Raw genomic sequence first — 26,661 nt, 5'->3', positions numbered from 1 at the left:
TTTCGTCCCCTTGCTGGAGCTGCCCGATGAACCGCACGAAAGTCGCGATTGGCCTTTTCCTCATTGCGGTACTGGGGCTGCTTGGTGGTCGTTTCGGCCTGCCCCTGCTGGTCGAGCGACAGGTCGCCGCCGCGCTGGATGCGCATGTCGCGGGCCTGCCGGATGCCACCGGGGCCGGATATGCGGGGCTGTCGCTCGACTACTGGAACGATCAGGTGCGGCTGCAGGAACTGCGGCTGCCGGTCGATCTGACCCGGCCCGACGGTCGACCGTTCACGGCGCTGGTGACGGTGCGGGACATCCTGGTCGATGGATATGACTGGCCGGCCCTGGAGGCCGCCTTCCAGGCCGGGTCCGCCTCCGCCGGTGCGTCACCGCTGGTGCGCCAGGTGACCTGGGGCGGCGTCGCGCTGAAGGGGCAGGCGAACGGCGAGCCGCTGGGTACGGTCGGCGCCGGAACGCTGGACGGGCTGAACGCCGTCGCCTTCAGTCCGGAGGACGGCGCCGTGACCTCCCTCGGCTTCGATGCACTGAGCCTGCGGGACATGATCATGACCCCGACACCTGCCTATCTGGGTGCGGTGGAGAATACCGGGCAGGGCGCGGAGATCCGGGTGGCACTGCCTTCGGTGGTGGTCACCGGCTGGGGCGATGAGGGCGCGGACAGCATCATGCTGGCCGGGCTCGCAGCCACGGCGGTCGCCGACTCCGGCGGCGTCGTCGAACTTGGCTTCGAGGAACTCTCGCTCACCGACTGGCGGAAGGGGGAACCCGGCAAGGTGGGCAGGGTCAGTGTGACCGGCCTGTCCGAGATGCTCCAGCTTCCCGCCAGCGTGATCGCGGCACAGGACCCCGAAGTCGCCCGCATGGCGGGGCTGCAGGGTCCGGTCCGGATCTCTGTGGAACGCTATGAGTTGTCTGACCTGCGCTACGACCCGCAGTTGCTGTCCCTCTGGCAGTCGCTGATGCAGGTTCTGGAGGCGCAGGATGAGGACGGGAAGCCGGATCTCGGCATTCTTGTGGGCTTTCTTGAGGACTATCTGGTCATCTTGGAGCGGGCGCGTGACCTGGGGACAGGGATCGGCAGTGCCGAGCTGACCGGCATGCAGGTCAGTTTCGGCGACGCCTCGTCCATGACACTGGAGCGGCTGGAGATCAGCGACATGTTTGGCCTGAAGAGCGGCAGCTTCGAGGTCTCCGGCATCACCCAGAAGGTCGCGGGCAATGTCAGCGGCGGCATCGAACGCTATCGCGGGGAAATCGGCGACCTGTCGGCGCTGCCGGAGTGGCTGCGTACGGTCTTCGGCAGGCCCCTGGCGGCGGACAGTCTGGCGAAGGCCCGGGCCTGGGCGGAGGGCAAGAGCCTGGCGGAACTGGTACCCATGGTCGATCTCGGCACGTTCAGCATGGAGGGATTGAACGCCGTTGGTCCGGACGGGAAGCCGGTGCGGATGGATCTCTTCGCCATCGACAGCATGCGGATCGGGGAGGATGCATCGGTGGAGCTGGCCTTCCGCCTGGAGGGTATCTCGGCACCGCTGGACAGCGCCGCCGGCAGACAGCCCCAGGCGGCCATGCTGCTGCAGATGCTGAAGGCGAACGGAGTGGAGGACCTGGTGCTTGGCGGCGCCATTGCGCTGAGGGCCGGGCTGGCCGACAACACCGGCGCGCTGGCCGTCGGGATTTCCGGTGCCGATCTGGCCGAGTCACGGGTGGAGATCGACCTGACGGCGCTCGATTTCGAGAAGCTGCGCCAGACACCGGGGCCACAGCGCAACATGATCGCCCTGTCATCCCGGCTTGCCCGCGCGCAGCTCACGGTCGTCGATCAGGGACTGCGCATGTTGTTCCTGGAGTCACAGGCCGCCGAACGCCCCGGTGCGACCGCGGAGATGATCGGTACCCAGTTCAGCGCAATGGCGGAGCAGATGGGCGCAAGCATGGGCACGGATGCCAGCCGCGCCATCGGGCAGCAGCTTGCGGCCTTCATCACGCAGGGCGGCATGCTTGAGGTTTCGACCGACCTTCAGACCCCGCTGCCGATCATCCAGCTCATGGGCCTGCAACGCCAGCCGCCCGCCAGCATCATTGAAGCCCTGGGCATCTCGGCGCGCCATACCGCGCCCTGATCCCGGCGCCGCGAACAGAAAGGGCGGCATCCGCATCCCGGATACCGCCCCCTGCATGAAACAGTGTCTGAACGCCGGTCGGGCCGTCAGTACATGTGCTGGCCACCGTTGATGGACATTGTGGAACCGGTGACGAAGGTCGCGTCGTCGGAAACCAGGAACAGGACGCCGCGTGCGATCTCGTCGGCGTGACCCAGGCGACCGATCGGAATCTTGGCCACGATCTTCTCCAGCACGTTGGCGGGAACCGCAGCAACCATGTCGGTGTCGATGTAGCCCGGTGCGATGGCATTGACGGTGATGTTGAATCGCGCGCCTTCCTGCGCCAGCGCCTTGGTGAAGCCGTGAATGCCGGACTTGGCAGCCGCATAGTTCACCTGACCGTACTGGCCGGCCTGACCGTTGATGGAGCCGATGTTGACGATGCGGCCGAAGCTGCGGGACTTCATGCCGTCGAAGGTCGCCTTGGCCAGGTTGAAGCAACCGCCCAGATTGGTGTCGAGCACCGCCTGCCAGTCTTCCTTGCTCATGCGCGCCAGGGTGCCGTCGCGGGTGATGCCGGCATTGTTGACCACGATGTCGATGTCGCCGACTTCCGCGGTGATCTTCGCCACGGCAGCATGCACCGCATCGAAATCGGAGACGTCGAACTTGTAGGCGGGGATGCCGGTCTCGGCCGTGAAGGCCTTGGCGGCCGCGTCATTGCCGGCGTAGTTCGCGGCAACGCTGATCCCGGCATCACGCAGGGTGGTGGAAATGGCCGCGCCGATACCGCGCGTACCACCGGTGACGAGTGCAACTCGTGCCATCTGATTGGACTCCATGGTTTCTTCTTCTTGGGGGAGGTTGGTGCGACGGTCGTCCCTGACCCGCGGCGCCGGGGCCGCGTCGCGGGTCGGAACGGTTCGTCAGGCGTTCGGATCAGTCGCGCTCGACGCACATGGCGATACCCATGCCGCCGCCGATGCACAGGGTGGCCAGACCCTTCTTGGCATCACGCTTCTGCATCTCGAACAGCAGGGTATTGAGGACGCGGGTACCGGAGGCACCGATCGGATGGCCGATGGCGATCGCGCCGCCATTGACGTTCAGCTTCTCCGGGTCGATGCCCAGTTCCTTGCCGACGGCACAGGCCTGCGCGGCAAAGGCCTCATTGGCCTCGATGAGGTCCAGATCATCGACGGTCCAGCCGGCCTTCTCCAGCGCGCTGCGGGTCGCCGGGACCGGGCCGATGCCCATGATCGCAGGGTCGACACCGGCCTGGGCCCAGGAAACGATGCGGGCCATCGGGGTGATGCCGCGCTTCGCCGCCTCGTCGGCGGTCATCAGCACGACCGCACCGGCACCATCGTTGATGCCGGAAGCATTGCCGGCGGTCACGGAACCATCCTTGGTGAAGGCGGGACGCAGCTTCGTCATCATGTCCATCGTCGCGCCATGGCGGATGTACTCGTCCTCCGAAACCACCGTGTCGCCCTTGCGGCCCTTGATGGTGACGGGCACGATCTCGTCGCTGAACCGGCCGGCCTTCTGCGCCGCCTCGGCCTTGTTCTGGGAGGCGAGAGCGAACTCGTCCTGCTGCTCCCGCGTGATCTGCCACTGCTGGGCGATGTTCTCCGCCGTGTTGCCCATGTGATAGCCGTTGAAGGCATCCCAGAGTCCGTCGCGGATCATCGTGTCGATGAACTTCATGTCGCCCATGCGGGCACCGGCACGCAGATGCTGCGCGTGCGGGGCCATGGACATGCTTTCCTGGCCACCGGCGACGACGATCTTGCTGTCGCCGTTGCGGATCGCCTGCCAGCCGAGCGCGACCGTGCGCAGGCCGGAGCCGCACAGCATGTTCACGCCCCAGGCCGGGCTTTCCTGCGGCACACCCGCATTGATCGAGGCCTGGCGGGCGGGGTTCTGGCCCTGACCGGCAGTCAGGATCTGACCCATGATGACTTCCGAGACTTCGGCGGCGTCCACCCCGGCACGCTCCAGCGCGCCCTTGATGGCGACCGTGCCGAGATCATGTGCGGGAACGGACCCGAACGCGCCGTTGAAGGAGCCGACCGGCGTACGGGCGGCGGATGCGATGACGATATCGGACATTCAGGATTTCCTCCTTGGTGGTTTCTCGGACAGCGTATCATGCCTCACGTCGCGTCATACAGACGATGCTGCGACGCAGCATAAGATTGCTGCATTGCGAAAAGAGTGCCGGTTCCTCATGGTTCCGGCAACTGTGGATTGGTTAATGTGTCGGTATGTCGCGACCGCCATGGCGCATTCTTGCTGCGGCGCAACATGAAGCAGCCAGTGTCTCATGTCACCTTCCCCAGCCATGTGGCGAGCGGCTCCCAGAGGCTGCGCCGGGCGCGGGAGCCGACGACCATGCCGATGTGCCCCGCTGCCGGCTCGATCACGGTTGCATCCGGCAGGTCAGCCACCGCGCCACGGGCGGATGCGGGCGGGACGATCCTGTCCTGTGCCGGAATGGCGGCGAACACCGGCATCGGCAGATCACCGGGACGTATAGCCGTATCGCCGATCCGCCAGCGGCCCGTGCCCGGCAGGTTCTCGTTGTACCAGCCGACAAGGCAGTCATGCGCGACCCTGGGCGGCAGGGCCGGTCCGTCGTTCAGCCAGTCCTCCAGCGCGACGAACTGCCGGGCCTTCTCACTGTCCGGATCCATGCCGGCAAAGCGGGCGAACTTGCGTTGCGCCAGGTTGGGATCCAGCGCGGCGAAGAAGGCCTGGATCAGGTCTATCGGCATCTCGCCGAAGGCCGCCAGCACCGGCTGCCACATGGGCAGGGACGCGGCGAATGCTTCCGCCTGGGGGCTCAGGTCCGCATGAAAGTCCCAGGGGGAGGCGAGCAGCGCCAGGGCGGACACGGCATCGCTGCGCAACAGGCCAAGGGCGACGGAAAGGGTGCCGCCCATGCAATAGCCGACGACGGGGGCCGGCCGGCCGCCATTCAGGCTGACCGCTGCATCCAGCGCCGACGACAGGGGACCGCCAAGGTAGGCGGCAACATCATAGCGGCGTTCCGGCTTCCCCGGCGTACCCCAGTCAAGCAGCAGGGGGCGCAGCCCGGCTTCCGCCGCCAGCCAGCGCAGCATGCTGTTGCCGGGCAACAGGTCCAGCACCCAGGCGCGGTTGATCTGCGACGGCACGAACATCACCACCGGGGCGTCCGGCCGGTCGGGCAGGCCATAGTCGAGCAGCCGCACCGCACCCTGCCGCCAGACCGCGGGCGGGTCATCGGCGATCCTGTGCCAGGGATGGGTCTGGTACTGTTCGATGCCCGCCAGGGTGGCCTGCATCCTTCGGGCGCATTCGGCGGCGATCGCGCCCCCCAGCCTGGTAGCGTCCTCGGCGGCCATTGCGGCCAGCAGGTCGGTGGCCCTGTCCCTGATGTCAGGGTGCCAGGGTATCCCGCCCGCCTGCGCCAGTGGCAGTGCCGCCATCGCCCCGGTCAGCGTCGCCCCCGCTGTCGCCAGATGCAGCGCCAGCGGTCGCGGTCCGATGCGTCGGCGCGGTGTCGTTCCCGGGTCCCTGCGGGTCGGTCCCGGGTCCTTGCTGTTCGGCGTTGCGGTCATGCAGGAATCCGCTCAAGGCTTTCCAGCTCTCCCTCAGCCGGGGATCGGCGGAGGCCCGGGCAGCCTGCTCCTGCCAGAGGTCGACGAACTGTCGGGCGAGGCGGTCAAGGTCAGAGGGATCAGATGCTGGCGCTGTCATCACGTCCAATCTACAGCATTTCCCGTGAACGGGAAATCGCGGAGCCCGATCCGACTTCGCTGCAAGAGCGAATACGCCTTGCGCAATGCAGCATGAAACGGCGATAGTTCAAGGTCCACGCGTCCTGACCTGTCAGGGTGGCGCGCAAACCTGGTCGGAGTTGCTGAATGTCCCGTCGAGACAAGGCCGGAGAGGGTCCGGTAACCATCAAGAAGTATGCGAACCGGCGGCTCTACAATACCTCAACCTCTTCCTACGTGACGCTGGACCATCTGGCCGAGATGGTGCGCGACGATATCGATTTCGTGGTGTTCGATGCCAAGTCGGGGGAGGACATCACCCGTTCCGTCCTGACGCAGATCATCTTCGAGGCGGAAGGCAAGGGGCAGAACGTGCTGCCGGTGAACTTCCTCCGCCAGCTCATCAGCTTCTATGGCGACAGTCTGCAGGGCCTGCTGCCCAGCTATCTCGACATGTCGATGGATGCCTTCTCGAAGAACCAGGACGAGATGCGTACCCGCTTTGGCGGCAGTCTGGGCTCGCCCCTGCTGCATTTCGAGGAGGCCACGAAGCGCAACATGGCGCTGTTCGACCAGGCCATGAGCATGTTCAACCCCTTTGCCGTGCTGCAGGACGGGGCACCCTCCGCCGGCGAAGCACCCACGCCCAGGCCGGCAGCGGCGGAGCCCGAGAAGCCAAAGGCCGCCAGTACCCCGGGGGATATCGAGCAGATGAAGGATCAGCTCGATGCCATGCAGCGGCAACTTGAGAAGATGATGAAGCCAAAGGGCTGATGGCCGCTGTTTGAATAAAATTGTAAACAAATTCGACAGAAATTAACCAAGATTTCTGATTAACTATTTGTAAAGATTTCCCCATCGCCGTATATTTGGGGAATGCGACAGTTTTTCACGGTTCCGACATGCGTGTGAACGGGGTCAGCGCCAGTACCGGGTTGGTCCCGCGCGCGATGGCTGCGGGCGTGTCGCCGAGGGACCGTGGCAGTGCCGCCGACCGACCCGTCACCCCGACCGAACGGATCAGTGATACCCGTGGGCAGCAGGATGCACCGCCCAATCCGCTTTCGGGTCGCGATGCAACGCACTCCGTATCAGGGACCGCGGCCCACTGGCCGGTACCGACCCTTTCCGGTCTCGTCGGACATCGCCTGCTCTATGAAGTCCAGCGCCAGGCGCAGACGGACGGCGGACAGGCGGCAACGGCGGATCGCGCTTCGGACGCCGTGATCGCCTATCGCGCGGCGGGTGACCTGTCCGCCATGGTCCTGCGCCCCGACGGTGGCGGTCTGCGCCAGCCCTTCCGGGTCTGAACATCACGCGACGGCCAGTCCCCTCCGCCTGACCGGCCCGTCAGCCCGACCGGCCCGTCAGCCCCTTCAGCAGCAATTCCCCGGTCACTGCCATCCCGAACTGCCGGATAACTGGGCTCCTGCACGCCCCTGTGCCGAAAATCTCGTCATTTTCGACTGCGACCACTTGACCCAATCGGATGTTTCCGGCACAAGGATACCCGCGAGTAGCACTACGACACGAAGGAGTAGGCCAATGCATGTCGGTATGGGCGTGATCTTCCAGAACCCGGGCAAGGAACGCACGGACCGGGAGGTCTATGAGGCTGACATGGCCCTGGCGGAGGCGGCGGAGCCCCTGGGTTTCGACAGTGTCTGGACGGTCGAACATCACTTCACCGACTACACCATGTGCCCTGACCCGCTGATGTTCCTCAGCTACATGGCCGGGCGCTCGAAGACCATCCAGATCGGTTCCATGGTGGTGGTGCTGCCCTGGCATGACCCGCTGCGGGCGGCCGAACAGATCTCCATGCTCGACAACATGTCGGGCGGTCGTTTCATCCTCGGTATCGGTCGCGGTGCGGGGAAGGTCGAGTTCGACGGCTTCCGTCTGGACATGGGGGAAAGCCGGGAACGTTTCGTCGAGGCCGCGACCATGGTGCTCGACAGCCTGGAGACGGGCTACGCCGAGTTCGACGGGGAACACTACAGGCAGCCCCGCGTCGAGATCCGCCCGAACCCGCGCGGCAGTTTCCGCGGGCGCACCTATGCCGCCGCGGTCAGCCCCGAGTCTGCCCGCATCATGGCGCGGCTGGGGGTCGGCATCCTGATCATTCCGCAGAAACCCTGGGCCGCGGTGCGCAAGGAACTGGACGAATACCGCACGATCTACCGGGAAGTGAACAATGCCGAAGCCCCTGCCCCGATCGCCGGCGGCTGGGTGTTCTGTGACGAGAACCGCGACCGCGCCTACGAGATGGCGCTGAAGTACATCGGTGGCTACTGGAAGACGGTCATGGACCACTACCAGTTCGACGGCGAGCACATGCAGAACATGAAGGGCTATGAATATTACGCCCAGTTCCGTGACAACCTGCTGAAGAACGGTCCCGACGCGGCAACGGAATTCTTCATGAACCTGCAGGTCTGGGGCACGCCGGAGATGTGCCTCGAGAAGATCATGAAGACCGCTGACACCATCGGCGCCGATGGCTTCAACGGTGTCTTCTCCTACGCCGGGATGCCGCACGACGAATCGATGCGCAACGCCGAACTGTTCGCGCGCGAGGTCATGCCGGAGCTGAAGAAGGCCGCACCTGCCGCCGAGCGTCTGGCAAGGTCCGCCGCCTGACAGCAGCGAATACCAGCTTTTCCGCCGGGCCTACTGGGGAGGAGGCCGGGAAGGGGAGGATGGCGCGGCCGGAGCAATCCGGCCGCGTCATTATTTTGGGGTGATCCGTCAGACGACCGCACCGGCTACCGGACCAGGTCCGGCAACGAACACCGCGAGGGAACAGACCGCCGGCAGGGACGACCGCGCCGGATCAGTATCAGTGGCTGAGGATCTGGCTCAGGAACAGCTTGGTCCGGTCGCTCTGCGGATTGTTGAAGAACTCTTCCGGCTCGTTCTGCTCGATGATCTGGCCCTGGTCCATGAAGATGACCCGGTTCGCCACCTGACGGGCAAAGCCCATTTCATGGGTGACGCAGATCATGGTCATGCCGGTCTCCGCCAGGTCGACCATGACGTCCAGCACTTCCTTGATCATTTCCGGATCGAGGGCCGATGTCGGCTCATCGAACAGCATGATGCGCGGGTTCATGCAGAGCGAGCGTGCGATGGCCACACGCTGCTGCTGACCACCGGAAAGCTGGCCGGGGAACTTCTGCGCCTGATCGGCGATCTTCACCCGCTCCAGGTAGTGCATGGCGCGGTCTTCCGCTTCCTTGCGCGGTTCCTTGCGGACCCAGATCGGCGCCAGGGTGCAGTTGTCCAGCACGGACAGGTGCGGGAACAGGTTGAAGTGCTGAAAGCACATGCCGACTTCGGACCGGATCTTGTCGATGTTCTTCAGATCCGACGACAGCTCGATCCCGTCCACGACGATCGTGCCCTTCTGGTGTTCCTCCAGCCGGTTGATGCAGCGGATCAGGGTGGACTTGCCGGAACCGGACGGGCCGCAGACCACGATCCGCTCCCCCCGGTTCACGGTCAGGCTGATGTCACGCAGCACGTGGAAGTCACCGTACCACTTGTTCATCGCGGTGATCTCGATGGCCACTTCGTCGGACACCGAAAGCTTGGAACGATCGACTTCGCGATCAATTGCCACTTCGCTCATGGGTAAGACCTTTCCTTTACGCGATCAACGGTGCCCGGTCTGAAGCTTGCGCTCCAGATACATCGAATAGCGGGACATGCCGAAGCAGAAGATGAAGAAGAAGATGGCGATGAAGCCATACAGCTCCCAGACAATGCCGTTCCAGTTCTGGTCGGCGCGGATCGGGTTGAGGATACCCACCGGATCCAGCAGACCGATCACCGACACGAGCGTCGTGTCCTTGAACAGACCGATGAAGGTATTGACGATGCCCGGAATGGAGATCTTCAGCGCCTGAGGCAGGATGATCAGGCGCATGGACTTCCAGTAGTCCAGGCCCAGCGCATCGGCTGCCTCGTACTGTCCCTTCGGCAGGGCCGCCAGACCGCCCCGGATCACCTCCGCCATGTAGGCCGCGGCGAAGAGCGTCACCATGATCACCACCCGCAGGATGATGTCGAAGCTGGTACCCGGCGGCAGGAAGTAGTTCAGCAGGGTGGAGGCCACGAACAGCAGGGTGATGAGCGGCACGCCACGGACGAACTCGATGAACCCCGTGCTCATCGCCTTGATGAAGAGCAGGTTGGAGCGTCGTCCGAGCGCGAGCGCAATGCCCAGCGGGAACGATCCTGCAATGCCGCTGACGCCGATGATGAGCGAGAGCAGGAAGCCGCCGATCTTGCTGGATTCAACAACCGGCAGCCCGATGAAGACGACGCTGCTCAGGATACCGTCGAAGACCTCGACGCCGAACAGCCACCACAGGACGAGCACGAGACCCGCAAGCAGAATGGCGAGGATACCGGCTATCCCCTCCTCCATCGACGTGCCGCGCAGCACGGGATTCAGTATCCGGTAGGCAATGATCGCGATGACCGGGCCAAGCATGACACCGACCGGTCCCCAGATCGTGCCGCCCCAGATCAGCCAGTAGGCGACGGCCGGGTAGAGGGCAGAGACATACAGCATCTTGCGTGGCGCCCCGGCGAACAGCACCGGCCAGACGGCAACGATCATCAGCACGAAGGCCACGATCGAACGCCAGCGTTCCTCTTCCGGATAGAAGCCATAGATGAACTGCAGGTAGCGTTCCTTGATGACCGCGAGGCAGGCACCCTCGTCGATCTCCCGGCAGTTGCCCAGAGAGGTGGCGTTCCAGACAGAATCCAGGAACAGCCAAGGAATGACCGATGCCAGCAGGCTGTAGATGATGAAGGCCCCGACCAGGGTCATGATTGCATTGGGAATGCTGGAGAACAGGTTCTCCCGCATCCATGCGACAGGACCGACCACGCTGGAGGGCGGCGGAGACGGCGGAATGTCGCCCGCCGCGACGAACGGCTTGTGGCTGTCGTTCATCTTACCTCTCCCTCAGCTTGACGCGTTCATTGTACCAGTTCATCACCACCGAGATGCTGAGCGAGGTCACCAGATAGAAGCCCATCAGCAGCATCAGACACTCCATTTCGCGCCCCGTCTGGTTCAGCGTGATGCCGCCCAGCGTGCCGGTGGCGTCCATGTAGCCAACGGCAATGGCGAGGGAGGAGTTCTTGGTCAGGTTCAGGTACTGGCTGATCAGCGGCGGCACGATCACCCGCAGCGCCTGCGGCAGGATCACCAGGTTCATGGTCCGTCCGGGCCGCAGGCCGAGAGCGAACGCCGCTTCGGACTGGCCCTTGCTGACGGCCAGGATGCCGGAGCGGACAATTTCCGCCGTGAAGGCACCGGTATAGAGCGACAGCGCCAGCCAGAGGCCGATCAGACTGTCGCGCATGAAGACGCCGCCCCTGAAGTTGAAACCCTTCAGTTCCGGGTACTCGAGCGTTATCGGCATCCCGAGAAGGAAGAAGACCAGTATCGTCGGCAGGAACAGGATCGCCAGCGAGATCGGGAACATCGGCAGGATCTCGCCCGTCGCTTCCTGGCGCTTCTTCGCCCAGCGTCGGAAACCGATCATCACGCCGATGGAGAGCAGGAAGACGATGACCACGGCCATCGACATGTCGCCCATGACCGGCGCGGGAATGTAGAAACCGCGGTTGGTCAGGACCAGCATGCCACCAAGCAGTGGTGAGGCATCGGGGTCCGCGCCGCGGAACTGGTTCGGTGCCGGCAGGGTCTCGTTGATCACCGCGACGGTGATCAGGATCCAGATCAGCACCGGGATGTTGCGGAAACCTTCGACATAGATCGTCATCAGGCGGGCGATCAGCCAGTTGTTCGACAGGCGAAGCACGCCCGCGATCACGCCGACGACGGTGGCCGTGATACAGCCCAGAATGGCGACGAGCAGCGTGTTCAGAATGCCGACAACGGCCGCCCGTGCATGTGTCGAGGTCGACGAATAGTCGATGAGGCGCTGGTTGATGTCGTAGGAAGCGGTTTCGCCGAGAAAGCTGAACCCGAATGTCTTGCCCAGATCTGCCAGGTTCTGGATCACGTTGTTCAGCAGCCATGCGGCAGCCAGCATGAAAACGATCAAAGCAATAATCTGGATGGTGTAGGACCGGTAACGGGTGTCGTAGATCAACATCCCGATACGGAAATTCGTGTCTCCGGAAGTGGAGATCGTGGCCATGGCACAGAGCCCCCTCGTACTACGGCGCCGGACAGAATAACAGTCCGGCCAGTCGCCTCCCCGTCAGAAAGAAGTCGGGCGCGTCACCCTGGGATGACGCGCCCGATATTCAGATCAACGGAACGGCGGTGCGTAGAGGATGCCGCCCTTGCTCCAGAGCTGGTTCAGGCCACGGGCCAGACCAATCGCGGTGCTTTCGCCCACATTGCGCTCGAAGATCTCGCCGTAGTTGCCACCGGCGGAAATCGCATGCACGGCCCAGTCGGCAGGCAGGCCCAGCATTTCGCCGTAGCTGCCTTCCTTGCCCAGCAGGCGGTTGACTTCCGGATCAGCGGAACCATCCGCAGCCAGCTTGGCGACGTTGGCCTTGGTCACGCCCTTTTCCTCGGCGATGATCAGGGCATTCAGCACCCAGGCGCTGATGTCCGCCCACTGGTCGTCACCCTGGCGAACCAGCGGACCCAGCGGTTCCTTGGAGATGATCTCCGGCAGCAGCACATGCTCGCCCGGCTTCTCGAAGGTTGCGCGCGTCGCGGCCAGACCGGAAGCGTCCGTGGTGTACACGTCACAGGCGTTGGACAGGTACTTCTGCTGCGCCTCGGCATTGGTCTCGATCGGAACCGGCTCGTAGCTCATGCCATTGGCACGGAAGAAGTCGGCCAGGTTCAGCTCGGTCGTGGTGCCGGTCTGGATGCAGACGGTGGCGCCGTCGAGTTCCTTGGCAGACTTCACGCCCAGGCTCTTGCGGACCATGAAGCCCTGACCGTCGTAGTAGTTCACACCGGTGAAGGTGAAACCCAGGTCGACGTCGCGGCTCAGCGTCCAGGTGGTGTTGCGATACAGGATATCGACCTCACCGGAAGCCAGCGCCGTGAAACGGGTCTTGCCCGTGGTCGGCGTGAACTTGATGGCATTCGCGTCACCGAAGATGGCCGCAGCCGTCGCGCGGCAGAAGGTGACATCAAAGCCGTCCCAGACGCCATTGGCATCCGTGAAGGCAAAACCGGCAAGACCGGTCGACACACCACACTGGACGAAGCCCTTGGCTTTGACGTCGTCGAGCGTGGCCGCGTTCGCCGCTGTCGACACTGCCATCACGGCAGCGGCAGCAATGATTGCGCCTTTAACTTTCATATTGGAAAACTCCCTGTTTCATCCGATCCCCGGATATTTGCAGTGCCGTCCTGTATGTGGCCAGCAGGGTCGATGCCCCACCGGTCCGGAAGCACCACTTGTGTCCGAGGTGCGTTTAACCCGCGCAGCCTATGCCCGGGTTTCCGACAACACAACAGGGTTTCTGCATTGCAAGGTGGCGCTTGCCGCAATGCAGCACTTGGCCTGACCGTCAAAGCTCTGTCAGTATCGTTGTCAGTATTCGGTCAGCATCTTGCGCGAGACCGGCCGCATTCGGGAATGCGGACGCAATCAGGGGAAAGCCAGACAACCATGAAGCAGGACACCACCATCGTCACCGCCGGGCGCGACCCGGAAAGCAATCTCGGCGTGGTGAACCCGCCCGTCTATCACACCTCCACCATCCTCAACCCGTCGATGGCGACGATGAAGGCCAACGGCGCGCGGCGCGAGAAGGGCGAGACCGTCACCATGTACGGGCGCATCGGTCACCCGACATCGCTGGCCTTCGAGGAGGCGATGGCGCAGGTGGAGGGCGGCTACAGCGCCTTTGCCTTCCCCTCGGGCCTCGCGGCCATCGCGGCGGCGCTCACGTCCTATGTCGCCGCCGGTGACCACATCCTGGTCAGCGATTCCGCCTACCGCCCCACCCGCAGCTATTGCGACGGGGTGCTGAAGCGGTTCGGGGTGGAGACGACCTACTACGATCCCCTGATCGGCGCCGGCATCGCCGACCTGATCCGTCCGAACACGAAGATCGTCTATGTGGAGGCCCCCGGCTCCCACACCTTCGAGATGCAGGACATTCCTGCCATCGCGGCGGAGGCGAAGAAGGCCGGGGCCATGGTGCTGATGGACAATACCTGGGCCAGCCCGCTGTTCTTCCGCCCCTTCGAGCATGGCGTCGATGTCTCGATCCACGCCGCCACCAAGTACATCGTCGGCCATTCGGACGCGATGCTGGGGGTGGTCGTGACCAATGAAGCCGCCTGGCAGCCGTTGCGCCAGACCGCGCAGGCGATGGGCCAGTGCGTCGGGCCGGACGACGTCTATCTCGGCCTGCGGGGGCTGCGCACCCTGGCCGTGCGGCTGCGCCAGCACATGGTCAATGCGCTGGACGTCGCCGCCTGGCTGGAGACCCGGCCGGAGGTCGATCGCGTGCTGCACCCCGGCCTGCCAAGCCACCCGGGCCACGCCATCTGGAAGCGCGATTTCCTCGGATCGTCCGGCCTGTTCTCCATCATCCTCCGCGACGGCTACAGCGACGACGATCTGGCCCGCATGATCGACGGGCTCAAGCTCTTCGGCCTCGGCGCGTCATGGGGCGGCTACGAAAGCCTCGTCATTCACCAGAAACCGGAACAGTTCCGTACCGCCACCCCCTGGAGCGGCCCCGGCCTGCTGGTGCGGCTGCACATCGGGCTGGAGGACACGGACGACCTGAAGGCCGATCTGCAGGCGGGACTGGAGCGTCTGGCGGGCTGAGCCGGGACGCCGAAGCCTTCCGGAACACAAAAGGGGGCCACCGCGACGGTGACCCCCTTCTTGATCGGGAACGCTACATGACCCGAAGGCCTCTCCCGAGATCGGAATGTTCCGGTATCAGAACCAGCGTGCCTCGCGGACCTGCTCCGAGGCGGCATTGACGCGCTGGGTGGCCAGTTCGACACCGCGTGCCAGGACGTCCTGATAGGTCGTGCTGACCACACCGAAGTGGGTCGTCCAGGCTTCGAAGGCCGACTCGGCATATTCACGCTGCAGATCCGCAATCTCGGTCAGGCCCTCGGCGCTGCCCATGCGATCCACGACCGCGGCGCTCGCGGCCAGACGGCTCTGCACGAAGCTGGTGGTGGTCTCCTGCAGCTCCATGGCCGACTCGACGGCGGTACGGTTGGTCTCGACAACCATCTCGATGCTCTCCTGCAGCGCGGCGAACATGTCCGGCTGGAAGGTACCTGCCACGGCTTCGGCGGTCGCAGCGACCTTCTTCGCGGCCGCCTTCGGGGCGGCTGCGGGCTTGCTGGCGGTCGCTGCCTTGACCGTGGTCCTTGCAGGCGCGGCCTTCTTCGCGGCCGGCTTGGCCGCTGCCTTCGCAGGCGCAGCCTTCCGGGCCGGGGTCTTCTTCGCCGGGGCGGCCTTGGTCGTCGTTGCCTTGGTCGCTGCAGCCTTGGGGGTCGCAGCCTTTGCCGGGGCCTTGGCCGGAGCCTTCTTCGCTGCCGTCGCCCTGCGCGCTGCTGCCTTCGCAGGCGCAGCCGCTTCCGCGACCGGGGCCGCCTTGGCTTCAGTCTCTGCAGGGGCCGCAGCCTCGGTCTTCGGGGCGGCTTCCGCCTTCGGTGCCGCTTCGGCGACCTTCGGCGTTTCGTCCGTCTTGTTGTCTGTCATCTGAATTCTCCGTATTCACGCGCGTCAGCAGACGCTCTGGAACCTGAAGCACAGATAACAACTCATGTTGCATTGCACAATAGCTTGTGTGCGGTGCGGCGAAATGTTGCTGGCTGCGGCCTGCGGGCCACACGCCTCATTCCGGAATGTCGGAACGCCCGCCGTGTTCGCCGGACCAGGTCACCGGATCGTCCAGGAACTTCTCCACCTCGTCCAGGGTCGCGGATTCGAAGTACCCGCTCTCCCGCGCGGCAACCAGCACATCCCGCCATGTGGCCAGGTAATGCAGTTCGATCGCCGCCCGGGCGAAGTTCGCCGGGGCATGGGGGAAGATGTCGTAATAGAAGACGACGAAGGCATGATCGACATGGGCACCGGCGGCGCGGATGGCATCGCAGAAGTTGATCTTCGAGCCGCCGTCGGAGGTCAGGTCCTCCACCAGCAGCACGCGCTCGCCTTCCTGCAGATTGCCCTCGATCTGCGCCATGCGACCGAAGCCCTTGGGCTTCTTGCGCACGTACTGCATCGGCAGCATCAGCTTGTCAGCGATCCATGCGGCGTAGGGAATGCCCGCCGTCTCGCCGCCCGCGACACTGTCAAAGGCCTCGAACCCCACTTCGCGGCCCAGCATGTCGGCGGCCAGTTCGGTGATCTTCATGCGGACCCGCGGGAAGGCGATCAGCTTGCGGCAGTCGATATAGACCGGGCTGGCCCAGCCGGCGGTGAAGATGAACGGTGTCTCCGCATTGAAACGCACCGCCTCCGTCTCGATCAGCATCCGGCTGACAAGGCGCGCGGCCTCCTGTGATTCCGGATGGTTCCTGTTGACCGCCATGTGACCCAGCCCCTGATTTCCGTCGAACATGCGCGCCTTATATAGCAGTCCATCGCCTGATGGAATCGCACCGGATCTCCCGGGCCTCCGTGAAATCCGCGCCATGCGGTCGCAAGCCGATGCAAACCGCGCCGGAATGGGCTATCAAAACCGCCTGAAACACCCTGGGGAGGATTTCCATGACCTACAAACCCTTCGATCTGAGCGGCAAGGTTGCCCTCGTCACCGGCGGCAATGGCGGCATCGGCCTGGGCTTTGGCGAGGCCATCGCCATGGCGGGCGGCGATGTCTGCATCTGGGGCCGCAGCGCGGAGAAGAACGCCGAGGCGCTGGCGCGGCTGAAGGAAGTCGGCGACGGCGGTACCTACACGTCCTTCCTCTGCGATGTCAGCAACGAGGCAGAGGTCGACAGGCGCTTCGCCGAGACGCTGGAGGCGCATGGCCGGGTCGACGGCTGCTTCGCCAATGCCGGCATGTCGGCGCGCGGCACCTCCTTCACCGACATGACGCTGGATGAATGGCACAAGGTCATGTCGGTCAATCTCGACGGCGCCTTCCTGACCTTCCGCGCCGCCGCCCGGCACATGGTGGAGCGCGCGAAGAACGGTGACCCCTTCGGGCGTCTGGTCGGCACCGCGTCCCTGGCCGCGATCTCCGGCCCCGCCCGCAACGAGCACTATGCCGCGTCCAAGGGCGGCCTGATCTCCATGACCAACGCCATGGCCATCGAGTTCGCGCGCTATGGCATCACCGCCAACTCCATCCTGCCCGGCTGGATCGAGACCGAGATGACCGAAAGCGCCTTCGCCGATCCGCGTTTCCACGGCAATGTCATGCCGCGCATGCCGATGCGCCGCTGGGGCAAGCCGGAGGATTTCGGCGGTGTCGCGGTCTATCTGATGAGCGAGGCCTCCAGCTTCCACACCGCACAGAGCTTCCTGATCGACGGCGGATACTGGGTCTTCTAGGGCGGGAAACTGCTTGCCGACCGTGCGGCGCTGAAGTCTTTGCTTTGTGGGCCGTTCCTCCCCTCTCCCCCTCCCGACCACCCACGCGAGTATCCTGATGGGTGGTCGGGAGGGGGAGAGGGGTGGCACGGTCCACAGATGATACGGGCTTGTGAACCGACGGGTCTTCTGATCGGGGGCGGATCGTGGCAAAATATCTTCATGTTCCGAATTCAGAGCCTGCTCACCTGCCTGATCATCGCTTTCGGCCTCGCCCTGGGGGCGGGGGTGAAGGCCGATCAGCGCGATCCGGTGCTGGACAGTCTGTTTGCCGATCTTCAGGCCGCACAGGGCAAGTCGGCGATGCTGGTGCAGAACCGGATCTGGGAGGTCTGGTTCGAGTCCGGCAGCGACATGGTGGACCTGCTGCTTGTGGATTCCCGCGAAGCCATGCAGATGGGTCTCTATGGCCAGGCGGAGGAACAGCTTGATGCCGCGGTCGAACTGGCGCCGGAGTTCGCGGAGGGCTGGAACCGCCGGGCCACCCTGCGGTTCATGCGCAAGAACTACGTCGGCTCCATCGAGGATATCCAGAAGGTGCTGGATCTGGAGCCGCGCCATTTCGGTGCCCTTTCCGGCCTGGGCATGATCTATGATCGGATCGAACAGCCGGAGGCGGCGCTGCAGGCCTTCCGCGAGGCCCTGCTGATCAACCCGCACATGGCTGAGGTCCGCAAGCGTGCCGAGGAAATCGAGAAGGCACTGAAGGACAGGGAAATCTGAACCAATGAGTGAACCCCTTGTGGTCCGGCGGGTTGCCGGAGCCCTCGGCGCGGAAATTTCCGGCGTCGACCTTTCGCGCGACCTCGCCACCGACACCATCGCGGCGTTGCGACAGGCCCTGCTGGATCATCTGGTGATCTTCCTGCGGGACCAGCCGATCGAACCGGCGCGCTTTCTGGCCTTTGCCAGGGCCTTCGGCGACCCGGTCGAATATCCCTTCGTGAAGGGGCTGGACGCATTCCCGCAGATCATCGAGGTGGCGAAGCTGGAGGGGGAGACCACCAACTTCGGCGGCATCTGGCATTCCGACACGGTCTATCTGGACGAACCTCCGATGGGCAGCATGCTGCTCGCCCGCGAGATCCCGCCCCAGGGCGGCGACACCCTGTTCGCCAACCAGTATCTGGCCTACGAGGCGCTCAGTCCGACCTTCCAGGGTCTGTTGGACGGGCTGACGGCCATTCACAGCTCCGCCAAGGCAGATGTTTCAAAGACGCGGGAGGACCGCATCAGGTCCGGCGGCACGGCGGAGGCGGGCAAGGATTACCTGTCCTGCCATCCGGCAGTCCGGACCCATCCCGAAACCGGTCGCAAGGCGCTGTTCGTCAATGTCGCCCACACGGTGCGTTTCGACGGCATGACGGAGGCCGAGAGCAAGCCGATCCTGGACTATCTGTTCCAGCACCAGATCCGGCCCGAATTCACCTGCCGCTTCACCTGGTCGCCCGGGGCCATCGCCTTCTGGGACAACCGCTGCGCCCAGCACAATCCGGTCAACGACTATCACGGCTACCGCCGCATCATGCATCGCATCACCCTGGCCGGAGACCGCCCGGCCTGAGGGGTCCGAGGCGACGGTGGCGGCCGGGCCGGCGCGGGTGATCGCTGAACCGGGTGTTTCAGTGGGGGCCAGCCCTGCGCTGTTGCCCCTTCTGCCCTGCGCCGTTTCGGACTAATACATCTGTCTGAACTGCCTCCCCCTTCAGGAACATCAGCTTGAACCAGTCCAATACCCTTGCCGGTGCCGGCTTCATGTTGTTCTCGACACTGTGCTTCAGTGTCATGCACGCCATGATCCAGTACCTGGGCAACACCGGAATGCACGGGTTCGAGATCGCATTCTTCCGCAATTTCTTCGGCTTCTTCGCCCTGCTGCCGATCCTGATGCGGCACGGGCTGGCACCGTTCCGCACCACGCGGCTGCCGCTGCACGGGCTGCGCGCTGTCGTGAATTCGGTGGCGATGCTGCTGTTCTTCTATGGCATCACCACCGGGATCGCGCTGGGGCTGGTGCAGGCGCTGACCTTCACGGCACCCCTGTTCGTCTCCGTGCTGGCCGTGCTGTTCCTGGGGGAGCGGTTCCGGGTGCACCGCACCACCGCCCTGGTCATCGGCTTCGTCGGCGCCCTGATCATCCTGCGCCCGGGCGTGGCCGAAATCCCCACCGGCGCGATCTACATTCTCTGCTCCGCCATGGTCTGGGGCGTGGCCATGATCATCATCAAGCGTCTGACAGCCACGGATTCCGCCGTCACGGTGGCGCTCTACATGGTGCTGATGATGGGGCCGATCTCCGGCATCGCCGCCGCCTTCGTCTGGACCTGGCCGACGCCGGAGCAATGGCCGTGGCTTGTCGCCATCGGCATTGTCGGTACCGTCGCACAGCTCAGCTTCACCCAGGCCTTCCGGCTGGCCGATGCCACGGCCGTGCTGCCGTTCGATTTCGGCAAGCTGATCTTCTCCGCCCTGCTGGGCTATTTCCTGTTCGCACAGGTGCTGGACATCTGGGTCTGGGTCGGCGGCGCCCTGATCTTCTTCGGCGGCTTCTACATCACCTGGCGGGAGCGCAAGGTGAAGGGGGTCGTCGAGACCGTACAACCGGACCCGGCCCGGCCTGCCTGAGGGTGGGGCCGGATAGAGGCCCGAGACAGAACAAGCAATGATCCGCACGCGGGGGGAAGAACCATGAACACCGAACAGACGCCCGACTACGCCACACCGTTCCGGGGCCTGAAGGTCCTGGACCTGTCGCAGGGGGTCGCGGCCCCGCACTGCGGCATGCTGCTGGCGCTCTATGGAGCGGAGGTGGTGAAGGTGGAGCCCTTTGCCGGGGACTGGATCCGCCCCATCGGCGTGCACAGGGGGGAGCACTCGGCCCACAGCGTCTACTACAGCCGCGGCAAGCGCTCCATCGCGCTGGACCTGAAGCACGCCGACGGGCTGGCCATCGTGCACAGGCTGGCGGCGGAGGCCGATGTGATGCTGGAGAGCTTTCGCCCCGGAGTCGCCGACCGGCTGGGCGTCGGCTATGCCGCGATGCGGGACCTGAACCCCGGCCTGCTCTATGCCTCGATCTCCGGTTTCGGCCAGACCGGCCCCTTTCGGGAGCGCGCCTGCACCGACACCGTGGCGCAGGCCTTCTCCGGCCTGATGAGCCTGAACACCGCGCCGGACGGCTCCCCGGTGAAGGTCGGCGCGGTCATCATCGACACGCTGACCGGGCTGTTCGCCTATCAGGCCGTGGCCACCGCGATCTACGCCCGCCGCAACGGCGGCGCGGGACGGCATCTGGACATCAGCCTGATGGGCGGTGCCGCCGCGCTGCTGGCCCCGAAGGTGCTGGAGGCCGCGATCGCCGGGGAGACGCCGAAGGCCTTCAACCCGCCCGCCGGCAACTATCAGACGTCGGACGGCTGGATCGCCGTCACCCTGGTGCGCGATGCCGAGTTCCCGATCATCTGCGACGCCGTCGGCCTGCCGGAGATCGGCGCCGACCCGCGCCTGAAGACCTTCGCCGAACGGGGACAGCATCTGGACGTCATCCGTGACAGCTTCCTGCCCCGCTTCCGGGAGAAGACCTCCGCCGAATGGCTGGAGATCCTGAAGGCCCGCAACATCCTCTGCGATCCCGTGATGGACCTGCCCGGCTGGCTGGCCCACCCGCATGTGCAGGCCACCGATACCGCCCCGGTCGCCGACCAGCCCGGCTTCGGCCCAAGCCCCCTGGTCCGCGTCCCCGGCGCCCCGCAGTCCCCCGCCGACATCTCCGACGCCCCGGAGATCGGCGAACAGGGCGCGGAGATCCTGGCAGGGCTGGGCTACGGCGAGGCGGAGATCGCGGCGCTGGCGGAAGCGGGAGCGGTGAAGCTGCCCTGACGCCAGTCCGCCATCCTGTCACCCCTTACCGGAACGCCGGCATCACTTCCTTCGCGAACAGGCGGAGCGACTGTTCCAGGGCGTCCGTCGGGATGCCGGGGAGTTGCATGCGGAGCACGATCTCGGTGGGGGCGAGGCGGTCGATGAGTTCCTGGATGTCGCGGCGCATGACCTCCGGGTCGCCAACCATGTAGCGGGAGGCGAAGTTCTGGAACTTCACGGCGGAGGCTTCGGTCACCAGATCGCCATTGTCGTTGCGCAGGCCGCGCTCCCCCTCCGCCGACTTGCGGGCATAGAGGCTGAACATCTGCTCCAGCGCCGGACCGGCCAGCCGTTCGGCCTCGGCGACCGTCGGCGCAACGAAGGCCTCCCGGATCACGGGACGCTCCTCCGGCACATAGCCGACTTCCGCCGCCACCTGTTCATAGCGCGCGAAATGCTCCACCAGTTCCCCCAGCGCATGACGCGGGGAGGCCGTGACCGGCACCCGGCGGCGGGCGGCGCGGGCCAGCAGTTTCGGACCCGAAACGCCGTACCAGATCGGCAGTTCCCGCTGCACCGGGGTCGGCATCAGGGCCACCGGCGGGACCTGGAACAGCTTGCCGTCGAAGCCGACATCCGACGGATTGGCCCAGCCCTGCTGCAGGAAGTCGATGATCTCCTCATGCAGGCGGAACCGGTCCTCGTAGGTGACCCCATAGGCGGAGAATTCCTCCGACACATAGCCCGGCGAGGTGCCCAGCGTGACCCGCCCGCCGGAGAGATTGTCCAGCGTCAGCAGATCCTCCAGCAGGCGCAGCGGCTGGCATAGGGTGACCACCATGATGTTGGTGGCCAGCCGCATCCGTGTCGTCAGACCGGCGGCCTTGGCCAGCACCAGCAGCGGGTTGGGCGCCCAGCCGTTGTTCTGGAAATGATGCTCGGTGGTGTGGAAGGCGTGAAAGCCGAGCTGTTCCGCCAGCGGCAGCAGCCGGTCCATCTCCCGGAAGGTCTCCAGGTGACTCATCGGCCCGCCCGGCTCCACCACGAAGCTGTACATCAGCGAGAATTTCATGGCGATCCCTCCAGCGTGGCGTCTGATCAGACGATCATGGCAGAGGGAGCGGGGCGGGGTAAGACGGCAGCTTGCGCGTCAGACGCCAAAAGCGGGTGCGCAGGCGCACGGTGGGAGGGTTCAGTGGGGCACAAACAGGATTGTCTGTGGGCCGGACCTCCCCTCTCCCCCTCCCGACCACCCACGGGATTATCCTTATGGGTGGTCGGGAGGGGGAGAGGGGAGGTCCGGTCAACAAATAAGACGCCTCAACCCTCGAACTGCGGGTCCACGGGGACGCGCAGGCCGACGGCGAGGGCGTTGGTGCGGGAGGCCATGGCGACGATGCGGCGCATCTCGTTCAGCATGTCCGGTGTCGCGCCCTTGGCCGCGGCGACGGCGGAGTGGCTGGCGACGCAATAGTCGCAGCCGTTGGCGATGGAGACGGCGACGTAGATCAGCTCCTTCACCTCCGGGCTGAGCGCACCATCGGCCATCACATCGCGCAGCGTGTCCCAGACGGAGCGCAGCTCCACCGGGTCATGCGCCAGGTATTTCCAGAAGTTGTTGACGTCCTGGACGCCACGGGCGGCCATGATCTCGTCGAACACGGCGCGGACCTCAGCATTGGCGTCCGCATATTCGATGGGTTTGACCATGGTTGCCTCCCGGCTGATCTGTCGACCGTTCCGCCCCTCTCCCCCTCCCGACCACCCAATAGGATAATCCCGTGGGTGGTCGGGAGGGGGAGAGGGGCGGAACGGTCAGTCAGACAAACGCCTCATCAGCCAACGATGTCGAGGGCCGAGAAGAAGTAGGCGATCTCGATGGCGGCGTTCTCCGGGCTGTCGGAGCCGTGCGCGGAGTTGGCCTCGATGGACTCGGCGAATTCCTTGCGGATGGTACCGGCGTCGGCATTCTCCGGGTTGGTTGCGCCCATGACTTCGCGGTACTTCGCAATGGCATTCTCGCCTTCCAGAACCTGCACGACGACGGGGCCGGAGGTCATGAATTCGCACAGCGAACCGAAGAACGGACGCTCGGCATGGACGGCGTAGAAGCCTTCCGCCTGGGCGCGGGTGAGCTGCATGCGGCGCTGGGCGACGATGCGCAGGCCGGCATCCTCGATCAGGGCATTGATCTTGCCGGTCAGGTTGCGGCGGGTCGCGTCGGGCTTGATGATCGAGAAGGTGCGTTCCAGAGCCATTGTGCTGGTCCTTGCGTCTGATGGGTGAAGGCGCAGGACGCGCCGTTCCGAAGATTCGCCGCTGCATAGCTTGGCCCCGGGGATACTGCAACCATCCTGCAGGGTCCCCCTGTGACACCCATTGTCGCGGAGCGCCTTGCACAGCAGGCCTGAGCCCTTATAACGCGAGGCACTATCGGTGGAGTCCGGCTGTGGACCGTTCCACACCTCTTCCCCTCCCGGCCCCCCACGCAAGTATCCTGAAATGGGTGGCCGGGAGGGGAAGAGGGGTGGAACGGCCCGCGAGCGACTCCCACACACACACCCGATCCCGAGAGCCCCTTCATGCTGATCCTGGACGACATCACCATCCGTATTGCCGGGCGCACCCTGCTGCAGAATGCCAGCGTGCGGCTGCCCACCGGGCATCGGGTCGGGCTGGTCGGACCCAACGGCACCGGCAAGACCACCCTGCTGCGCGCGATACTGGGGGAGATCGGGCTGGAAGGTGGCGCGATCGAGGTGCCGCGCGGGTCGCGCATCGGGGCTGTGGCGCAGGAGGCACCGGGCGGCAACCTGCCGGCCATCGATGCGGTGCTGGCCGCCGATACCGAGCGCCATACCCTGCTGCAGGAAGCGGAAACGGCAACGGACGGTCACCGGATCGCGGAGATCCAGACCCGGCTGGCCGACATCGGTGCCTATGCCGCCCCGGCCAAGGCAGCAACGATCCTGGCCGGTCTCGGCATCCTGGAGGATCGCCAGAACCTGCCCTGCAATTCCTTCTCCGGCGGCTGGCGGATGCGTGTCGCGCTGGCGGCAGCCCTGTTCTCGGAGCCGGAAATCCTGCTGCTGGACGAACCGACGAACCATCTGGATCTGGAGGCGGCGCTGTGGCTGGAGGGGTTCCTGGCGAGCTATCCCCACACCATCGTCATCGTCAGCCATGACCGTGACCTGCTGAACCGCGCCGTCACCGACATCCTGCACCTGGACGATCAGAAGCTGACCCTCTATCCCGGCGGCTATGACACCTTCGAGGAACGCCGCCGCATGGCGCAGCGCCATCAGGTGGCGCTGGCCAACCGCCAGTCGGCGGAGCGCGAGCGCATCCAGGCCTTCGTCGACCGCTTCCGCTACAAGGCCTCCAAGGCGCGGCAGGCACAGAGCCGCCTGAAGATGCTGGCCAAGATGCAGCCGGTGGCCGCCATGATGGAGAACCGCGCACCGCGTTTTCCCTTCGCGGAACCGACGAAACTGTCGCCGCCGGTGGTGCATATGGACGGGGCCGCGGTCGGCTATGAGCCCGGCAAGCCCGTACTGCGCCGTCTGGGTCTCAGGATCGACGAGGATGACCGCATCGGTCTGCTGGGGGCCAATGGCAACGGCAAGTCCACCCTGTCGAAGCTGATCGCCGGACGGCTGCAGGCGGAATCGGGAGAGGTGCGCCGGTCGTCGAAACTGAAGATCGGCTTCTTCGCCCAGCATCAGATCGAGGATCTGTCGCCCGACCGCTCCGCCCTGGCGCACATGCGCGACGTGCGGCCCCACGACCCCGAGCAGCGGCTGCGCACCCGGCTGGACAGCTTCGGGCTGGACGCCAAGCGGGTGGATACCCCGGCGGGGGAACTCTCGGGCGGCGAGAAGTCCCGGCTGGCGCTTTGCCTGATGGCGCAGAGCGAACCGCACATGCTGATCCTCGACGAGCCGACCAACCATCTGGATATCGACAGCCGGGAGGCGCTGGTCCAGTCGCTGAACGACTTTCCCGGCGCGGTGATCCTGGTCAGCCATGACGCGCATCTGGTGGAGGCGGTGGCCGACCGGCTCTGGCTGGTGGATGGCGGCACCGTCACCGCGTTCGACGGCGACATGAGCGACTATCGCCGCAAGGCGCTGGGCGACGCGGCGGAGGAGCGGAAATCCCGCAAGGGGACCGAGGCCGCCCCGACCGAATCCAAGTCGGACCGCAAGGAAGCCCGCAAGGCCGCGGCGGACGCCCGCAAGCGGCTGGTGCCCTATCGCAAGGCGGTCAAGGCGGCGGAGCAGGAGATGGAGAAGATCTCCGCCATGCTGGCCCGCGTCGAGGTGCGGCTGCGCGATCCGGAAATCTATGCCGGACCGCAGGAAGAGGTCGCCCGCCTGACCCGCGCCAAGGCCGATGGCGAACGTGCCCTGGCCAATGCCGAAGCCGCCTGGATGATGGCGGAGGAAGCACTGGAACAGGCGCAGCAGGAAGCCGACGCGGCCTGAGAGAGGTGAGGCAGATGGCTGACATCAGCCTGACCCGACTTTCCGACATCGACGAAGATGCCATCATCGACCTGATGAACGACCCGGCGGTGGGGCGGCACATGCCCCTGCTGGCTGCCGGGTTCTCGGCGCCGGACTGCCGGGCCTTCCGTGCCGCGAAGCAGGCCATGTGGGATCGTCACGGGTTCGGCCCCCACGCCATCCTGATCGACGGCCGGTTCGCGGGCTGGGGCGGGTTGCAGCCGCAGGACGGGGAAGCGGACTTCGCGCTGGTGCTGCACCCGGATCACTGGGGCGCGGGCCTGCGCATCTTCCGGCTGTTTCGTGACGCGGCCTTCGGATCCATGGGTCTCGACAGCATCACCGCCCTGCTGCCCCCGGACCGGTCGAACCGGAGAGCGATCCTGCGCCTGGGCTTCGTCGAGGAAGGGTTGGTCGCGATCGACGGCGCAGCCTTCGTCCGCTTCCGGCTGCATGGCCGCAGCCCGGGAAGGCGCTGACCCGGCGGTGCTGGCCGCGTCGGTTCAGTTGGCGCGGGAGCTGAAGGGGACGTAGCGTCCGTCTTCAATGCTGTCGAAGAACTCGTTCACCTGCGGATGTTCCACCGGGTCGCCGGATTCATCCCAGAGCAGGTTCTGTTCCGAGACATAGGCGATGTAGGTGGTCTCGTCGTTCTCCGCCAGCAGATGATAGAACGGCTGGTCCTTGCGCGGCCGCACGTCGGCCGGAATGGATTCCCACCATTCCTCCGTATTGTTGAACTGGGGATCAACGTCGTAGATCACGCCCCGGAACGGAAAGAGGCGGTGACGCACGATGTCGCCAATCCTGAACTTCGCCTCGGGCAACTGGATCAAGTGAACGCTCCGCCATCTGTGCTGGT

At 65.2% G+C, this 26,661-nt stretch carries 25 protein-coding genes; 12 read left to right on the top strand and 13 right to left on the bottom strand.

What is annotated here, in order from left to right; genetic code table 11:
• Positions 1–26: 26 nt before the first annotated feature.
• Positions 27–2,129: a hypothetical protein gene (locus tag QGV55_RS18290; RefSeq protein WP_281019201.1), complete on the top strand. Its 2,103-nt coding sequence runs from the start codon at positions 27–29 to the stop codon at positions 2,127–2,129.
• An 86-nt stretch (positions 2,130–2,215) separates the two neighbouring features.
• Here the strand turns inward: QGV55_RS18290 and phbB are convergent, their stop codons facing one another.
• The 3 genes from phbB to QGV55_RS18275 all read right to left on the bottom strand — a co-directional run bounded on the left by phbB (position 2,216) and on the right by QGV55_RS18275 (position 5,719).
• Positions 2,216–2,938, bottom strand: a complete 723-nt coding sequence (phbB, locus tag QGV55_RS18285) for an acetoacetyl-CoA reductase (RefSeq protein ID WP_281019202.1) — start codon at positions 2,936–2,938, stop codon at positions 2,216–2,218.
• 112 nt (positions 2,939–3,050) lie between these two features.
• Entirely contained in the window at positions 3,051–4,226 is a 1,176-nt protein-coding gene (locus QGV55_RS18280) for an acetyl-CoA C-acetyltransferase (RefSeq protein ID WP_281019203.1), read from the bottom strand.
• 212 nt (positions 4,227–4,438) lie between these two features.
• Positions 4,439–5,719, bottom strand: a complete 1,281-nt coding sequence (locus QGV55_RS18275; RefSeq protein WP_281019204.1) for an alpha/beta fold hydrolase — start codon at positions 5,717–5,719, stop codon at positions 4,439–4,441.
• Between the two features lie 306 nt (positions 5,720–6,025).
• Here QGV55_RS18275 and phaR point away from each other — a divergent pair, with 306 nt between their 5' ends.
• From phaR to QGV55_RS18260, 3 genes are all read left to right on the top strand, one after another.
• On the top strand, positions 6,026–6,652 hold the full coding sequence (phaR, locus tag QGV55_RS18270) for a polyhydroxyalkanoate synthesis repressor PhaR (RefSeq protein WP_281019205.1): 627 nt from the start codon (positions 6,026–6,028) through the stop codon (positions 6,650–6,652).
• Positions 6,653–6,840: 188 nt separating this feature from the next.
• Complete coding sequence (locus tag QGV55_RS18265; protein WP_281019206.1) at positions 6,841–7,188, top strand: hypothetical protein; 348 nt, start codon at positions 6,841–6,843, stop codon at positions 7,186–7,188.
• 235 nt (positions 7,189–7,423) lie between these two features.
• A complete protein-coding gene (locus tag QGV55_RS18260; RefSeq protein WP_281019207.1) occupies positions 7,424–8,521 on the top strand; it encodes an LLM class flavin-dependent oxidoreductase in 1,098 nt (365 codons plus the stop codon).
• A gap of 199 nt (positions 8,522–8,720) precedes the next feature.
• Here QGV55_RS18260 and QGV55_RS18255 read toward each other — a convergent pair whose 3' ends face one another.
• The 4 genes from QGV55_RS18255 to QGV55_RS18240 form a co-directional block, all read right to left on the bottom strand.
• Complete coding sequence (locus QGV55_RS18255) at positions 8,721–9,512, bottom strand: amino acid ABC transporter ATP-binding protein (protein ID WP_281019208.1); 792 nt, start codon at positions 9,510–9,512, stop codon at positions 8,721–8,723.
• A 24-nt stretch (positions 9,513–9,536) separates the two neighbouring features.
• Complete coding sequence (locus QGV55_RS18250) at positions 9,537–10,850, bottom strand: amino acid ABC transporter permease (protein ID WP_281019209.1); 1,314 nt, start codon at positions 10,848–10,850, stop codon at positions 9,537–9,539.
• A 1-nt stretch (position 10,851) separates the two neighbouring features.
• Positions 10,852–12,069 carry an ABC transporter permease subunit gene (locus QGV55_RS18245; protein ID WP_281019210.1) on the bottom strand — a complete coding sequence of 406 codons (1,218 nt, stop codon included), beginning with the start codon at positions 12,067–12,069 and terminating at the stop codon, positions 10,852–10,854.
• A gap of 114 nt (positions 12,070–12,183) precedes the next feature.
• Positions 12,184–13,203 carry an amino acid ABC transporter substrate-binding protein gene (locus QGV55_RS18240; RefSeq protein WP_281019211.1) on the bottom strand — a complete coding sequence of 340 codons (1,020 nt, stop codon included), beginning with the start codon at positions 13,201–13,203 and terminating at the stop codon, positions 12,184–12,186.
• 312 nt (positions 13,204–13,515) lie between these two features.
• On the opposite strand from QGV55_RS18240, the gene metC reads away from it, so the two are divergent.
• Positions 13,516–14,688 (top strand): cystathionine beta-lyase, encoded by a 1,173-nt coding sequence (gene metC, locus QGV55_RS18235; RefSeq protein WP_281019212.1) that lies wholly within the window; start codon positions 13,516–13,518, stop codon positions 14,686–14,688.
• 117 nt (positions 14,689–14,805) lie between these two features.
• Here the strand turns inward: metC and QGV55_RS18230 are convergent, their stop codons facing one another.
• Entirely contained in the window at positions 14,806–15,585 is a 780-nt protein-coding gene (locus QGV55_RS18230; RefSeq protein WP_281019213.1) for a phasin family protein, read from the bottom strand.
• A gap of 136 nt (positions 15,586–15,721) precedes the next feature.
• Positions 15,722–16,420 (bottom strand): orotate phosphoribosyltransferase, encoded by a 699-nt coding sequence (locus QGV55_RS18225; RefSeq protein WP_348637673.1) that lies wholly within the window; start codon positions 16,418–16,420, stop codon positions 15,722–15,724.
• A 179-nt stretch (positions 16,421–16,599) separates the two neighbouring features.
• Between QGV55_RS18225 and QGV55_RS18220 the strand changes: the two genes are divergently transcribed.
• From QGV55_RS18220 to QGV55_RS18200, 5 genes are all read left to right on the top strand, one after another.
• Positions 16,600–17,388: an SDR family NAD(P)-dependent oxidoreductase gene (locus QGV55_RS18220; protein ID WP_281019215.1), complete on the top strand. Its 789-nt coding sequence runs from the start codon at positions 16,600–16,602 to the stop codon at positions 17,386–17,388.
• Between the two features lie 201 nt (positions 17,389–17,589).
• Positions 17,590–18,150: a tetratricopeptide repeat protein gene (locus QGV55_RS18215; RefSeq protein ID WP_281019216.1), complete on the top strand. Its 561-nt coding sequence runs from the start codon at positions 17,590–17,592 to the stop codon at positions 18,148–18,150.
• A 4-nt stretch (positions 18,151–18,154) separates the two neighbouring features.
• Complete coding sequence (locus QGV55_RS18210) at positions 18,155–18,991, top strand: TauD/TfdA family dioxygenase (protein WP_281019217.1); 837 nt, start codon at positions 18,155–18,157, stop codon at positions 18,989–18,991.
• 155 nt (positions 18,992–19,146) lie between these two features.
• A complete protein-coding gene (locus QGV55_RS18205) occupies positions 19,147–20,052 on the top strand; it encodes a DMT family transporter (protein WP_281019218.1) in 906 nt (301 codons plus the stop codon).
• 63 nt (positions 20,053–20,115) lie between these two features.
• Positions 20,116–21,306 carry a CoA transferase gene (locus QGV55_RS18200; protein WP_281019219.1) on the top strand — a complete coding sequence of 397 codons (1,191 nt, stop codon included), beginning with the start codon at positions 20,116–20,118 and terminating at the stop codon, positions 21,304–21,306.
• Between the two features lie 25 nt (positions 21,307–21,331).
• Here QGV55_RS18200 and QGV55_RS18195 read toward each other — a convergent pair whose 3' ends face one another.
• The 3 genes from QGV55_RS18195 to ndk all read right to left on the bottom strand — a co-directional run bounded on the left by QGV55_RS18195 (position 21,332) and on the right by ndk (position 23,546).
• Positions 21,332–22,360, bottom strand: a complete 1,029-nt coding sequence (locus QGV55_RS18195) for an LLM class flavin-dependent oxidoreductase (RefSeq protein ID WP_281019220.1) — start codon at positions 22,358–22,360, stop codon at positions 21,332–21,334.
• A gap of 248 nt (positions 22,361–22,608) precedes the next feature.
• Positions 22,609–22,998 carry a carboxymuconolactone decarboxylase family protein gene (locus tag QGV55_RS18190; RefSeq protein ID WP_281019221.1) on the bottom strand — a complete coding sequence of 130 codons (390 nt, stop codon included), beginning with the start codon at positions 22,996–22,998 and terminating at the stop codon, positions 22,609–22,611.
• Positions 22,999–23,123: 125 nt separating this feature from the next.
• Positions 23,124–23,546, bottom strand: coding sequence for a nucleoside-diphosphate kinase (gene ndk / locus QGV55_RS18185; RefSeq protein WP_281019222.1), 423 nt, complete (start codon positions 23,544–23,546; stop codon positions 23,124–23,126).
• A 324-nt stretch (positions 23,547–23,870) separates the two neighbouring features.
• On the opposite strand from ndk, the gene QGV55_RS18180 reads away from it, so the two are divergent.
• Both QGV55_RS18180 and QGV55_RS18175 read left to right on the top strand, forming a co-directional pair.
• Entirely contained in the window at positions 23,871–25,778 is a 1,908-nt protein-coding gene (locus QGV55_RS18180; protein ID WP_281019223.1) for an ABC-F family ATP-binding cassette domain-containing protein, read from the top strand.
• 14 nt (positions 25,779–25,792) lie between these two features.
• Positions 25,793–26,278, top strand: a complete 486-nt coding sequence (locus QGV55_RS18175) for a GNAT family N-acetyltransferase (RefSeq protein WP_281019224.1) — start codon at positions 25,793–25,795, stop codon at positions 26,276–26,278.
• 24 nt (positions 26,279–26,302) lie between these two features.
• Here QGV55_RS18175 and hspQ read toward each other — a convergent pair whose 3' ends face one another.
• The gene (gene hspQ / locus QGV55_RS18170) at positions 26,303–26,626 is read right to left on the bottom strand and encodes a heat shock protein HspQ (RefSeq protein WP_348637674.1); all 324 of its coding nucleotides are present in this window, start codon (positions 26,624–26,626) and stop codon (positions 26,303–26,305) included.
• Positions 26,627–26,661 lie beyond the last annotated feature (35 nt).

It is taken from the genome of Minwuia sp. IMCC3009, from assembly GCF_029909415.1.
GTDB lineage: Bacteria > Pseudomonadota > Alphaproteobacteria > Minwuiales > Minwuiaceae > Minwuia.
Note: the sequence above shows the minus strand (reverse complement) of the source record. Positions and strands in the feature narration are given on the sequence as shown.

Bases quoted from the DNA above. Each gene is read 5' to 3' on its own strand.
- QGV55_RS18190 (WP_281019221.1), bottom strand. From the start codon at position 22,998: ATGGTCAAACCCATCGAATATGCGGACGCCAATGCTGAGGTCCGCGCC.
- QGV55_RS18255 (WP_281019208.1), bottom strand. From the start codon at position 9,512: ATGAGCGAAGTGGCAATTGATCGCGAAGTCGATCGTTCCAAGCTTTCG.
- QGV55_RS18195 (WP_281019220.1), bottom strand. From the start codon at position 22,360: ATGAAATTCTCGCTGATGTACAGCTTCGTGGTGGAGCCGGGCGGGCCG.
- QGV55_RS18245 (WP_281019210.1), bottom strand. From the start codon at position 12,069: ATGGCCACGATCTCCACTTCCGGAGACACGAATTTCCGTATCGGGATG.
- QGV55_RS18200 (WP_281019219.1), top strand. From the start codon at position 20,116: ATGAACACCGAACAGACGCCCGACTACGCCACACCGTTCCGGGGCCTG.
- phaR (WP_281019205.1), top strand. From the start codon at position 6,026: ATGTCCCGTCGAGACAAGGCCGGAGAGGGTCCGGTAACCATCAAGAAG.
- QGV55_RS18240 (WP_281019211.1), bottom strand. From the start codon at position 13,203: ATGAAAGTTAAAGGCGCAATCATTGCTGCCGCTGCCGTGATGGCAGTG.
- QGV55_RS18220 (WP_281019215.1), top strand. From the start codon at position 16,600: ATGACCTACAAACCCTTCGATCTGAGCGGCAAGGTTGCCCTCGTCACC.
- QGV55_RS18225 (WP_348637673.1), bottom strand. From the start codon at position 16,420: ATGGCGGTCAACAGGAACCATCCGGAATCACAGGAGGCCGCGCGCCTT.
- QGV55_RS18250 (WP_281019209.1), bottom strand. From the start codon at position 10,850: ATGAACGACAGCCACAAGCCGTTCGTCGCGGCGGGCGACATTCCGCCG.
- metC (WP_281019212.1), top strand. From the start codon at position 13,516: ATGAAGCAGGACACCACCATCGTCACCGCCGGGCGCGACCCGGAAAGC.
- QGV55_RS18275 (WP_281019204.1), bottom strand. From the start codon at position 5,719: ATGACCGCAACGCCGAACAGCAAGGACCCGGGACCGACCCGCAGGGAC.
- QGV55_RS18230 (WP_281019213.1), bottom strand. From the start codon at position 15,585: ATGACAGACAACAAGACGGACGAAACGCCGAAGGTCGCCGAAGCGGCA.
- QGV55_RS18210 (WP_281019217.1), top strand. From the start codon at position 18,155: ATGAGTGAACCCCTTGTGGTCCGGCGGGTTGCCGGAGCCCTCGGCGCG.
- ndk (WP_281019222.1), bottom strand. From the start codon at position 23,546: ATGGCTCTGGAACGCACCTTCTCGATCATCAAGCCCGACGCGACCCGC.
- phbB (WP_281019202.1), bottom strand. From the start codon at position 2,938: ATGGCACGAGTTGCACTCGTCACCGGTGGTACGCGCGGTATCGGCGCG.
- QGV55_RS18260 (WP_281019207.1), top strand. From the start codon at position 7,424: ATGCATGTCGGTATGGGCGTGATCTTCCAGAACCCGGGCAAGGAACGC.
- QGV55_RS18175 (WP_281019224.1), top strand. From the start codon at position 25,793: ATGGCTGACATCAGCCTGACCCGACTTTCCGACATCGACGAAGATGCC.
- QGV55_RS18280 (WP_281019203.1), bottom strand. From the start codon at position 4,226: ATGTCCGATATCGTCATCGCATCCGCCGCCCGTACGCCGGTCGGCTCC.
- QGV55_RS18290 (WP_281019201.1), top strand. From the start codon at position 27: ATGAACCGCACGAAAGTCGCGATTGGCCTTTTCCTCATTGCGGTACTG.
- QGV55_RS18215 (WP_281019216.1), top strand. From the start codon at position 17,590: ATGTTCCGAATTCAGAGCCTGCTCACCTGCCTGATCATCGCTTTCGGC.
- QGV55_RS18180 (WP_281019223.1), top strand. From the start codon at position 23,871: ATGCTGATCCTGGACGACATCACCATCCGTATTGCCGGGCGCACCCTG.